The 12,423-nt window shown below is 33.8% G+C and carries 12 protein-coding genes; 9 read left to right on the plus strand and 3 right to left on the minus strand.

Going from position 1 to position 12,423, the window contains the following annotated elements:
* Positions 1-146 precede the first annotated feature (146 nt).
* The 3 genes from ADJ83_RS24740 (at position 147) to recQ (ending at position 2,844) form a co-directional block, all read left to right on the plus strand.
* Positions 147-254 carry a YjcZ family sporulation protein gene (locus tag ADJ83_RS24740; RefSeq protein WP_081836584.1) on the plus strand — a complete coding sequence of 36 codons (108 nt, stop codon included), beginning with the start codon at positions 147-149 and terminating at the stop codon, positions 252-254.
* An 88-nt stretch (positions 255-342) separates the two neighbouring features.
* On the plus strand, positions 343-444 hold the full coding sequence (locus ADJ83_RS25800) for a YjcZ family sporulation protein (protein WP_192840926.1): 102 nt from the start codon (positions 343-345) through the stop codon (positions 442-444).
* 246 nt (positions 445-690) lie between these two features.
* Positions 691-2,844: a DNA helicase RecQ gene (gene recQ / locus ADJ83_RS04830; RefSeq protein ID WP_031536553.1), complete on the plus strand. Its 2,154-nt coding sequence runs from the start codon at positions 691-693 to the stop codon at positions 2,842-2,844.
* Between the two features lie 48 nt (positions 2,845-2,892).
* Here the strand turns inward: recQ and ADJ83_RS04835 are convergent, their stop codons facing one another.
* Positions 2,893-4,071: an alanyl-tRNA editing protein gene (locus ADJ83_RS04835; RefSeq protein WP_048717118.1), complete on the minus strand. Its 1,179-nt coding sequence runs from the start codon at positions 4,069-4,071 to the stop codon at positions 2,893-2,895.
* A gap of 333 nt (positions 4,072-4,404) precedes the next feature.
* Between ADJ83_RS04835 and ADJ83_RS04840 the strand changes: the two genes are divergently transcribed.
* From ADJ83_RS04840 to ADJ83_RS04850, 3 genes are all read left to right on the plus strand, one after another.
* Entirely contained in the window at positions 4,405-4,590 is a 186-nt protein-coding gene (locus tag ADJ83_RS04840; RefSeq protein ID WP_031536551.1) for a cold-inducible protein YdjO-related protein, read from the plus strand.
* Between the two features lie 345 nt (positions 4,591-4,935).
* Complete coding sequence (locus tag ADJ83_RS04845; RefSeq protein WP_231512527.1) at positions 4,936-7,068, plus strand: PAS domain S-box protein; 2,133 nt, start codon at positions 4,936-4,938, stop codon at positions 7,066-7,068.
* Between the two features lie 375 nt (positions 7,069-7,443).
* Positions 7,444-8,208, plus strand: coding sequence for a 3D domain-containing protein (locus tag ADJ83_RS04850; protein ID WP_031536549.1), 765 nt, complete (start codon positions 7,444-7,446; stop codon positions 8,206-8,208).
* A 281-nt stretch (positions 8,209-8,489) separates the two neighbouring features.
* Here ADJ83_RS04850 and ADJ83_RS04855 read toward each other — a convergent pair whose 3' ends face one another.
* The gene (locus ADJ83_RS04855; protein ID WP_031536548.1) at positions 8,490-9,233 is read right to left on the minus strand and encodes a hypothetical protein; all 744 of its coding nucleotides are present in this window, start codon (positions 9,231-9,233) and stop codon (positions 8,490-8,492) included.
* 152 nt (positions 9,234-9,385) lie between these two features.
* On the minus strand, positions 9,386-9,622 hold the full coding sequence (locus tag ADJ83_RS04860; protein ID WP_031536547.1) for a helix-turn-helix transcriptional regulator: 237 nt from the start codon (positions 9,620-9,622) through the stop codon (positions 9,386-9,388).
* Between the two features lie 331 nt (positions 9,623-9,953).
* On the opposite strand from ADJ83_RS04860, the gene ADJ83_RS04865 reads away from it, so the two are divergent.
* Genes ADJ83_RS04865 through ADJ83_RS04875 form a run of 3 tightly spaced genes read left to right on the plus strand, consistent with a single transcriptional unit; the run spans position 9,954 to position 12,422 of the window.
* A complete protein-coding gene (locus tag ADJ83_RS04865; protein ID WP_031536545.1) occupies positions 9,954-10,946 on the plus strand; it encodes an XdhC family protein in 993 nt (330 codons plus the stop codon).
* Positions 10,943-11,602, plus strand: coding sequence for an NTP transferase domain-containing protein (locus ADJ83_RS04870; protein WP_065429054.1), 660 nt, complete (start codon positions 10,943-10,945; stop codon positions 11,600-11,602). Before ADJ83_RS04865 ends, ADJ83_RS04870 begins: the two co-directional genes overlap by 4 nt.
* Complete coding sequence (locus tag ADJ83_RS04875; protein ID WP_031536543.1) at positions 11,556-12,422, plus strand: FAD binding domain-containing protein; 867 nt, start codon at positions 11,556-11,558, stop codon at positions 12,420-12,422. The genes ADJ83_RS04870 and ADJ83_RS04875 overlap by 47 nt, the downstream gene beginning before the upstream one ends.
* Position 12,423 lies beyond the last annotated feature (1 nt).

Genomic DNA, 12,423 nt, shown 5'->3' on the forward strand with positions numbered 1-12,423 from the left:
TGTTCGTCTTTAAAGATTGGTTATTTAGTTTTGTCCCAGCCTCTTCCTACATAATAAACAAGTATATTATATTTTTTTTGCGAGCGCCCAAACAGGACAATCTCTAGACTCATATGATGCTTATGTGTATGAGGGAGGTGGAATAAATGAGTGGTGGCCCAGTAGCTGGTTTTGGTGGAGGATTTGCTCTACTAGTAGTGCTATTCATTTTATTAATAATTGTAGGTTCTAGTTACGTTGGTTTTGGATACTAAGAAAGATAGAAAAAGGAGTGTTTTATAAATGAGTTACGGTTTTGGTGGTTATGATTATAATTCTTGTGGATGTGGGTATGCTGCACCTATGGCAGCTCCAGTAGCATCTTGTGGTGGTTTTGGTAATGGATTTGTATTAATCGTTGTCTTATTCATTCTATTAATCATCGTTGGAGCAGCTTGGCTATAAGAAAGGAAAATAGTAGCTTTCTTAAGATTTTAGAAGCAAAATAATTGGATACATGGCAGTCTGAGTTTGAGCATGTAAGATACTCTCAGGCTGCCTATTAACAAAAAACCTCCAATTTATAAAGATACATGTCTTTGTAAGTAATGCTGGACAAGCCCATAATCCCAATTGATTCATTCAAAATTAGTTCGATTAATGATACAATGTTTTAAAGAAATGTTCGGAAAAAGTGGGGAGTTTTATATGATGATGAATAAAGCCCGTAGTATTCTAAAAGAATACTTTGGATATGATGATTTTAGAAAAGGACAGGATGAAATTATTCAGCTTTTATTAAATAAGGAGAACGTTGTAGGGATAATGCCAACTGGTGGAGGTAAATCCATATGTTATCAAATACCTGCAATGCTTTTCCCAGGATTAACGGTTGTTATATCGCCATTGATTTCTTTAATGAAAGATCAGGTAGATGCACTAACGGAAGTTGGTATTCCCGCTACTTTCATCAATAGTACGTTACATAATGAAGAAGTGCAGGAAAGAGTTTATAATATAAAAAATGGACATTATAAATTACTATATATTGCACCAGAACGACTAGAAGCAGATTATTTTATGGATATATTAAAAGAAGTTACCATTTCATTTATTGCAGTGGATGAAGCGCACTGTATTTCACAATGGGGCCATGATTTTCGACCAAGCTATGCAAAAATTGGACACATGATCAATAAATTATCTGAAATGCCACTTGTAGCAGCGCTAACAGCTACAGCAACTCCTAAAGTTCATGAAGATATATGCCAATTATTAAATATACCATGGGAAAATACTGTTAAGACAGGCTTTGCCCGTGATAACTTGTCCTTTTCGATTATAAAAGGCCAAGACAAAGGGAAATTTCTTGAATCCTTCCTAAAGAAAAATAGAGAGGAGTCTGGCATTATCTATGCTTCAACAAGACAAGAGGTAGAAAAGCTCTATGACCGTTTATTGAAAAAGGGATATTCTGTTTCGAAATATCATGGAGGGATGAGTGATTTACAAAGGGAAACGGAGCAGCAAGCATTTATAAAAGATGATGTATCGATTATGATTGCGACAAATGCCTTTGGGATGGGCATTGATAAAAGTAATATAAGATATGTTATTCATTATCAGCTTCCCAAAAACATGGAGGGATATTATCAAGAGGCAGGAAGAGCGGGGCGTGACGGATTGCCGAGTAAGTGCATATTATTATATTCTGCACAAGATATTCGCATCCAAAGATTCTTGATTGATCAAACGATACATGATGCGGATAAACAAAAGCAAGACATCGATAAACTACAATCTATAATTAATTTTTGTCATACCGAAGATTGCTTGCAAGAATATATTTTACATTATTTTGGGGAAGAGCATACGGAAAAGTGTGGGCAATGTTCTAACTGTACGGATGAACGAAATGTTATTGACGTAACAGTCGATACCCAAAAGGTGCTGTCTTGCATGATTAGAATGGGAGAGCGATTTGGAAAGACAATGATTGCCCAAGTATTGACTGGTTCTAAAAATAAGAAATTAATGGATTTTCATTTAGATCGTATAAAAACGTACGGACTGATGAAGGAACAATCCGCAAAGGAAATCAGTGATTTTATTGAATTCTTAATTTCTGAACAATATATTGATGTAAGTTCAGGTGCAATGCCAATATTAAAGGTTTCCAAAAAGGGAAAAGAGGTACTTTTAGGTAGATTAACAGTCGAAAGAAAAGAACAAGTCGTCACAGTGAAAGTATCTGAAAATAACGCATTGTTTGAGTATCTTAGAGGTATAAGAAAACAGCTTGCTGAAGCAGAAAACGTTCCTCCTTTTGTTGTTTTTTCTGACCAAACGTTAAGGAATATATCAATGACAATGCCTGTAACACAGGAGGAGTTTAGTGAAATAAAAGGAATTGGCGATCATAAACTGCAAAAATATGGAGATATGATGATAGAACATATCAAAAAGTTTAAAAACGATCATCCTGATTTTACTACTGCAGTAAAAAGCGATCAATCATTGTTAGGAAAAAGGGAAAAACAAACCAAAAAAAGCGTGGGAAATTCCCACTTAGTAACGCTAGAATTATGGAATAGTGGATTATCATTAAAGCAAATTGCAAAAGAAAGAGATTTAAATATGCAAACAGTAGAAAATCATTTACTTCGATGTGGGGAAGAAGAGTTGGAGGTTGATTGGACTCATTTTCTTAAGCCAGAAGATCAAATGAAGATTGTTGATGTTATGCGGAAAGTTGGGACGGAAAAACTAAAACCGATTAAAGAAGAACTACCAGAAGAGATTAGCTATTTTATGATTAAAGTGGCCATCATGCTTGAAAGTCGCAAGCAACAGATTTTACATTAATTGAAAAAAGTCGATGACAAATTCACTAATTGTCATCGACTTTTTTATTTATAAGGTGTTTAATAAGGTTACATTTAATTTTTTTAAACAGGCTTGTAATTGCTGAACGGAAGGGAAAGTAGCTTGTGCTAAGATTTCGTTTCCGCCACCTTTGCCTTCGAATTCTTGGATAGTTTCCCGAAGAAGCTTCCCGCAATGAAAGGGAAACTCCCCATTATGCTGTAGTAGAAGTTTTTTGTCAATTTCTGAGCTGAAAAGAATGACAAGACTAGATTTTTGTAATATATATTTAGCTAGTGTTGATAAGTCCTTCATTGTTTTCTCTTCAAACTTAAGGGAGATAACTTTTTCGTTATGTTCTGCAAGAATTTGTTCTGCATGAAATGCATTATTTTCTGCTTTAAGTGTTTCTAATTCTCGATTGACAGCTTTTTTCTCTAATTCTAGCTTACTGATACGATCTTGAAGTTGCTGCTTATTCGTTTTAAAATGGTTGCTTAAATCATCTAATATCGAATGGGAAGTTTGATAGTCATCAATGGCTCTCCATCCACTTAGGAAGAACACTCTCGTCTGACCCCGATGTTTTTCTGTCTTCACTATTTTAAAGTTGCTTAATTCACCTGTTCTTTGTACATGTGTCCCAGCACAGGCAGAAAAATCAATTCTAGCTATTTCAACGATTCTTATAGCCCCTGTTACTTTTGGAAGCTTTCTTAAAGGGAATTTATTCACATCTTCATGTGTAGTAAAATATGTTTTGATTTCTAGATTTTTCATGATATATGTATTACAAATATGCTCAATCTTATCTATTTGCTCTGTATTTAATTCAGGTGTATCGACATCAATCGTCGTATAATCCTTCCCTAAATGAAAGCTAACTGTCGGAATATTGTATTGTTCTTCTAGTACAGCGGATAAAAGATGCTGTGCCGTATGCTGTTGCATATGGTCAAATCTTCTATTCCAATTTAATTCACATTCTACATGCGTATTTACTGGTTTTCTTTCAACGAGGTGATAAATTTGCTCGTTTTTAATCTGAACATCTAACACATCAATGCCATCTATTGTACCAGTGTCTGCTGGCTGGCCACCTCCTTCTGGATAAAAAGCAGTTTCTTTTAAAATCACAAAAAATTTATTTTCTGTTTCAATTACTTCTTCTATTTGGGTTGACCATTTTGTTTCATAGGGCATGGAATAATACAACTTTACTGACATCTGCGACTCCTTTTATCATCGTTTTCCCTTATTTTATCATAGTTGTTAGCTTTAAAAATAGAGTTGATAGAAATTTGTGTCTAGTTAAGTTAAAGCAATATTTTATTTGTGAATAAGGAATATGGGGGAGCTTGGCAAATAAGCAAGCATATTTGCCACTTGAAAATTACATTTCCATTCCGTATTTTGATAAATAGTTTCAAAGCGTTATGCTCGGAACATGTTATACAATAAATGAAAGCATCTATTAGTGCTGTTTAAACGACAAAAATATCTATTAATACATAAATAATGGAAGTAGTGGCAATAATAAAGAAAAAAGGGGGCACTCACATGTTTTTTAATCGGAAAGGTGCAGAAGAAAAACCAGAAGAAGTCTTGATGAGTATGGAAGTATATGCATGTAATTCATGCAATGGCTGGATGAGAAAGGATTTTGCTACAGATGATCTTCTTTGTCCATTGTGCGGAGATCAAACATCGGTGGAAATGAGAGAGCTTCCTCAAATCAGTAATTAATCTCTAAACTATCGATTGTTGTAACTTGCAATCAGTGCTGGTAATTCCCCACTGATTGCAGTTTGTTAAACCCCCATATTTCTATTCAAAGATAATAATAAATAGATTTGATAGAAGCTAATTATTGCTCCCTCTATTAATAATCTGACCATCCAATAATCCTAGTATAATATTAAAAGAATACCATATAGTCATTATTGTGACTAAATTGTGAATGATTTGTAGAAAAGTACTTTCTTATCTGTTTTATTTGATTTACAATCAAATAGAATGCAATCCTGAAGTAGCCTATTATCCTACTTTAGGGGTGTATTATTTTTTGGTATAGATTAGGAGGATTTTTTGTTGTATAACTCCATATTGATTTTTATTAGTATCCTAATCGTCTATATGGCATGCTATTCTTCCTTTGACTTATTTCAACTAGTGAAAAATGGGGAGAAAAATAGTAGATTTTTATTTTTAGCAAGCACGTTTACGATTGGGTTTGGATTTTGGATATTAAGTTTTATTGACATGATGATTAAGAACGTATATGCCACTGCCAACTATAATATTCCTATTACTATCTTATCGATGGTAGTCGGTATTTGTTTTAGCGGGATGGCGTTTTATGCGTTATTAGATAAGGAGAAAAAGAAAAGAAGAATTTATGTATCTGCATTCTTTTTTAGCTTATCTATATTATCGGTTTCTATTATTGGTTTTTATTCCATTGGCAGTAAAGTGTATTATCAACTTCCACAATTATTAGTAAGTTTTATTTTATTGTATGTTGGCTTTTTTATCTCCATTTGGCTTTCTTTTTACCCAGTACAGCTTTCTGTTTACTTAAAAAAGTGGATACGACCATTATGTAGCTTATTAATGACAGGTGTTTGTTTAATCAGCCATTTTATCCTGTTAACTAATATTAGCGCACCAGAAGTTGCCATTGCAAAGGATTCCTATGAAAGCAGTTTTATCATTTACATTGCATTATTTATCTCTGTGCTAGTTTTAGGCGGACTTATTGGAACAAGTACATTGATTGGTGAGCGTACAGATGTTGGGGCGATTAATGTGCGAGATATGCAGCATGCCCTGGATGAATCGGCGATTGTGGCATTTACTGATAATAACGGCATTATTACATATGTAAACGATAAATTTATAGAAGTGTCGAAATATAGTCGTGAAGAATTGCTTGGTCAAAATCATCGCATGGTTAATTCGGGTCATCATTCACCTGAATTCTTCCGTGAATTATGGAATACGATCAAGCAAGGACAAATCTGGAAAGGAGAACTGCTTAATAAAGCAAAGGACGGTACTCATTACTGGGTGGATACGGTGATTGTTCCGTTTTTAAATAAAGAAGGTACTCCTTATCAATATGTTGCCATTCGTAGGGACATAACAGAGCAAAAAAAGGTTCAGCACCAATTGGAAGAGTCTGTCCGTGAAGTGAGTGATATTACTTATGCATTAGAGCAATCGAGTATTATTGCATTTACAGACAAACGAGGGATTATTACAAATGTCAACTCAAAATTCTGTGAGATATCTGGCTATAGCAGAGAGGAACTAATTGGAAAAACACACCGTATCGTAAATTCAGGGTACCATTCTAAAGAGTTTTTCCGAAATGTTTGGCAAACAATTGGGAAAGGGGATATCTGGAAAGGGGAAATTAGAAATAAAAGAAAAGATGGTTCTTATTACTGGGTAGATACTACCATTGTCCCTTATTTAGATAAAAACAATAAACCTTACCAATATTTAGCGATAAGAAATGATATAACAGAAAAGAAGAGAACGGAAGATATTCTTCATCGACAAGATAAATTAGCAGCTGTAGGGCAGTTAGCTGCTGGCGTTGCACATGAAATTCGAAATCCACTAACATCTATTAAAGGGTATGCTGAATTTCTAAGCATGGATGAAACCGCAAAGGATAGACAGGAATACTTTGATATTATTTTAGAGGAGATCGAAAGGGTAAACTCAATAGTAGAAGAATTTATGCTTTTATCGAAGCCGACAGTTTCTGTATTAGAAAAGAAGCCATTACTCCCAATCATGGATAATGTCGTTTCCATTTTAGATTACCAGCTTCGGAAAAATAAAATTCAATTACATCGCTCCTATGAAAATCCAAATTTTTTCGTAGAATGTGATGAGAATAAATTAAAGCAAGTATTCTTGAATTTTATTAAAAACGCTGTAGAAGCAATGCCAAATGGTGGTTTCATCGAAATAATCGTGAAAAAAGAGAATGACAGCATTAGCATTGTCATTAAAGATAGCGGGATTGGTATGTCAAAAGAACAATTAAAGAAATTGGGCGAGCCATTTTTCACGACAAAAAAGGACGGAAACGGGCTAGGCTTAATGGTAAGCTTTAAAATCATTGAAAATTTAAATGGCAAAGTATATATAGAAAGCGAACTAGGAAAAGGGACAAGCTTCCATATCACTTTACCAGCAGTAGACTAAGATTATGCGAAACATCCATGAGCAGGGATAGTCTTCCATCACCTGCTCTTTGTAAGTTAAACCATTCGGAACTATTTGGGACAGAATAGCAAGGTAAATAAGCAAATAAACAGTGGGTAAAAAGGAAAAAGTGGCTAGAAGGGGACAATGCATACTACGATAATAGGCAGTTAGCCGTGAGAGACAAAATATTAAAAATTATATTATATTCAAACAGAGGTTAATTAATTCATTATTCTGACGATTCGTATTGTGATTGTTAATTGATTGTCATATAAGTAATCGAATTAACAACTCCCTGTTCTTTTTTTTGAGCTTTTTCATGTTAAGATTATACCGTTAGCTCAACTAGAGCTTTTTCGAGGAGGTATAAAAATGAAAAAGATTTTTTCTATTGTAACTTGTGCATCATTACTGACAACAGCTGCTCCGTTTGTTGGTGCGGAAGAAATCAAAGTAGAAAAAGGAGATACCCTTTGGTCCATTTCACAAAAGAAGAATGTTAGTGTTACAGATATAAAAAAATGGAATAACTTAAAAAGTGATCTCATCAAAGTCAACGAAACATTAATACTTCAAAAAGTGAAGAATTATAAAGTTAAAGCAGGAGATAATCTTTGGAAGATTTCTCAAAAATATAATACAACCGTTGAACAAATTAAGAGCTGGAATAAACTTAAAAGCGATACAATACATAAAGGTGACGTATTGATTGTTTCAAAAAGTAAAGTTTCAAAGGAAAGTGAAACAAAAACAGCTGCCCAAACTGTAAACAATACAGTAAAGACAAAGAATACGGTAAATACGGTAAAGGCTGAAAAGACAGAAAAAACAAATACTGATGCAAGCTCAAAAGAAATTACTGTAACTGCTACCGCTTATACAGCAGATTGTAATGGTTGTTCTGGTATAACAGCTACAGGTATAAATTTAAAAGATAATCCCAATAAAAAGGTTATATCCGTTGACCCTAACGTAATCCCACTTGGTTCTAAAGTATATGTTGAAGGGTATGGTACAGCAATCGCTGGTGATACTGGCGGTGCGATAAAAGGAAATAAAATCGATGTCCATGTCGCAAGCACATCTGAAGCATTAAATTGGGGAAGAAAACAAGTATCTGTAAAAATTCTTGACTAAAAATATGCTGGGCATAACTAATTCAGCCAAAAGAAAAAAGCCAAACAATCATCCTTTCGTGTGATTGTTTGGCTTTTTAATTAGCTTATTAATGACTGTTTTCAGTTGTTATTAGCCGTAGTCATCACTAGATAGTGGGCGCTTAAAAAATATAAACCATAAAATGAAATGAGGATTAATTTATTTGGTGGCTAAACAACCATCAATAGCTAACAATTTTTTTGCCTCATCCTTAAACGCTCATTAAGTCGTCTGAATACGAAAACACAACTTTATAGTATTTATTTATTCATTGTTTCATCCTTTTCTGAATGAAGAAAGAAGCGTTGGATTGGTTGTGCAATGCTTTTCACATTGTTTTCAATTTTTTCGGCTAAAAAATGAACCCTTTCAAACAGAATTTCCTTCATATGTTCTATTTGTCGACTCAGCCTATTTACATTACCATTTGTTTCTTCGATGTTTTCAATAATCGTTTTGTGAAAGATTTCTTGGATATCCAGCTTTTCCGATATGTTATGATAGCTCGACTCTGTTTCATCCAATTTCGTTTTCATATCAGTAGCAAGATCATTAAATTCATCCATTTTCTTAGCAATTAAGGAAATGTCTTGTTCCTGAAATGTTAACTGGTCAAATAAAGCAGTGTTGCGAAGTGATTCTTCGTTTATTATTTCTTTTTGTTCTTTGGATAGTGTTACAAGGGAAGCTAATTGCTCTTCAATTTTTGCTGTATCCTCATCTAATACAGCAAGTTTTGTTAATAGGTCCTTAGTTACCGAATCATTTAACTGCAATTTGGAATCAATTGCATTGATTTGCTTAAAATGCTTTTCCTGCTTTTCCAGAGACTCTTCCTGAAATTTCGTTACTAAAGTGGCTAAATATTCATTTTGAAGTTTTTGAGTTAATAAGTAATCTTGTAAATAATTTTGTTGAAAATGTGATTGATTATTTAAAGATTCTGCAGGAAGTTTTGGAAGATAGACCTTTGAGTTCGGGGGGATTTGGTCATTTATGGGCATTTTACTCCTCCTTTCATCCTTCTTTATCCTATTTAGATGAAGGAAAAAGGGTGCAGACTAAAATTAGTTTTAAACATAGAAGAAAATAGAAAACATCTACTTGGAATAAACGTTTTGGATCTGTAAATACTTTCTATTTTCTTCTACTATCATTACATAAAAGGAGGGAGCCCTTTACTTATTTCCGTTAATATTGATGTAATGGAGGCGATATCTTGATCGTCAATATTAAACGTTTGCCTAATCTTATTTTCTAAATCTTTACTAACTCTTCGTTTTCCGACTTCCACCAAGGCAATTAATGCGAAACTACAATTTAAAACGCGGGCAAAGTCTCTTTGGGTCATTTCATAATTTTTTCTGATAAATTTAATGATTTCTTTATTCATAGTCCACCTCATTTAATTAAATAAAAAGTATAAATAAGAAAGACGAAAAGAAGAATATATTAATGCAAGATACGTGCATTATAGATGATAATGAAGAAAATGTAAATATATTAAGCTAGTAAAATAGATTGTTTATGAAAAAGGACGGATAAAAATATACAAATAACGAATAATTTAGAAAATTTGTTTAAATCGACTAAATTTATTTGTTTTTATTATATAATTAATCCAATGACATATAAAAATATAGCAATTAATATGATGTAATAACATGATATGTGATAAAAAGTAACACCGAGATATTAAAAAACTTACTATTGGAGGAATGTCGATGTCTTCCGATCATTATTCTGTTATTGATTCTGTCAGTAATAAGAAGAATCAAGGGTATTTGGCTACAATCGTTAAGGTAGAAGGTTCAGCCTATCGTAAAGAAGGCACAATGATGTTTATTTCGGATAAAGGTATGGAGAAAGGCTTGCTTAGCGGTGGATGTGTTGAGGAGGATTTACTTGCTAGGATTGACATGCAAAAATATGCTGAACCATTTCTGATGGAATACGATTTACGCTCTGAAGATGATTTATCTTGGGGGCAAGGTGTCGGCTGTGATGGGAAAATTTATATTATGGTAGAGCCGGTTACTATGGAAACAAGACAAATTTTTCAAAAAATACAGCACCATTTAAATAATGGCGAAAATGTAGAACTTATTAAAAAATTTAATCAATTAAATAAACAGATGGAAAATAAGATAAGTGTTGAAGCAAAAAAGGAGTATCCAAATGGAACATCCTTTATCTCAGAATTCATATGCTCTCCTAGTGACATGATTTCATTCACTCAATCATTCGAGCCTCAGCCCAAATTAATCCTATATGGAGCGGGACCAGATGCAAAGCCCGTTGTGCATTTTGCTAGTAAAGCAGGATTTTATGTCATTTTAGCAGATTGGCGACAAAGCTATTGTAAGAAAGAGAATATTCCATATGCCAAAGAATATATTATTGGCTCGCCAACGGAAGTAATGGAAGCAATAAACCCCACAGAAAATGATTATGTTCTTACAATGACGCATAGCTTTATGAAGGATCAAGAAATAGTCGATTACTTCCAAGCTAGAAAGACAAAGTACTTAGGCCTCCTTGGATCCAAAAAAAGGTCGGAAAGATTATTAGCTGGAAAAAAGGATAAAGACTGGATTCGTTATCCAGTTGGTTTGGCTATACATTCAGAAAGTCCGGAAGAAATTGCGATTAGTATTGTAGCGGAATTAATTCAGCTGAAAAATACGAAAAAGTCTGAAGCAATGGTTAAGCAATGATTACAGCGATCTATTTGGCTGCTGGGAAGAGCAGTAGGATGGGAGAACATAAATTATCGCTAACCCTCGGGCAGAATACGATTGGTAATGCAGCTTTATCCGAATTATTAGCCGCTTCTTTTATTGATTATTCCTTAGTCATTGTTCAACCAGATGACACTTTAGATTGGATATCTCTAGAAAATAAAAATCAACTATTCGGAAAAAAAGGGGAAATTATTAGATGCAAAGAGGCTGATCTAGGGCAATCTTATTCTTTAAAGGCTGGATTTGCGGCTGCAGTAGAAAGAAAGTCTGATAAAATCCTTGTATGCTTAGCAGATCAGCCGTTTGTGACTGCAAATATGTTAAGCAAACTAGTAAAAATCAATTTAAAACCACCAGAAGAATATGTGGCAAGCATGTATAATGGAGTAATAATGCCTCCAATTTTATTCCATCCAAATGTATATGAAAATATAAAACCATTAAAAGGAGATTGGGGAGCTAGAAAACTATTAAACAATGGAGCACTGCAAGGGAAAAAGATTGAATTTTCAGAAGAAATATATTTTATCGATATAGATACAAAAAGCGATTATGAAAAAGCGCTAGCAAGGAGGGAACAAGATGAAAATATCTGCCGAAACGTATCCAACTTCAGTCGAGATACCTAACAATTTATCTGACATTCAGAATTTAATTGTCCAACATAATACGATTATTTCTGGTGGAACTATTCTCCAAATTAATTGGGAAGCTGGTGTAGAAAAACCAAAACATCTAATAAGCACAGAGAAATTGCCAGAATTAAAAGGAATAGAAGAAGTCCAATTGGATGGACAGTTATACTTGAGAATTGGTGCAGCTATGACCATCTCTGATTGCTTGAATAACTCATTTGTTCGAAATAATGCTTCTATTCTTGCAGAAGCTTGTGAAAAGATAGCCGCTCCTGCAGTGCGTAACAGAGGAACAATCGGTGGCAATATTTGTAGCAAAATTGGAGATACGATACCGGTTTTATTGGTTTTAGAGGCACAATTATCCTTTTACAATGGCGAACAGGAAAAGATGATTTCTTTAAGAAAATGGCTCGCAAAACCAACTCCTCCATCATCTGAATTATTAACAAATATTTTTATTCCAATCATTAATGCACAAAATTACTCCTTCTTTAAAAAAATTGGCAGACGAGAAACCTTTACTGCAGCTATTATTTCTGTTGCAGGATATCTAGAGTATGAAGAATACAACATAAAAGCAAAGCTATCAATAGGCGGAGGCGCACATCTCCCTTGTCGACTTACTTTAGCGGAAGAAGAGCTTAATAAAGGAATGAAAGAGATTGATTGGTCATGTTTATATAAAAAGATTCAAGATGATTTTTCATCCTATACTGATCCCTTTGTAACAGCAGACTATCGTAAAAAAGTTGCAGCAAACCTATTTCTTGCAACTATAAAAGATTTTGTTAAAAAGCAAAGAAAGGAGTAAT

Source organism: Bacillus sp. 522_BSPC (assembly GCF_001076885.1).
GTDB lineage: Bacteria > Bacillota > Bacilli > Bacillales > Cytobacillaceae > Niallia > Niallia hominis.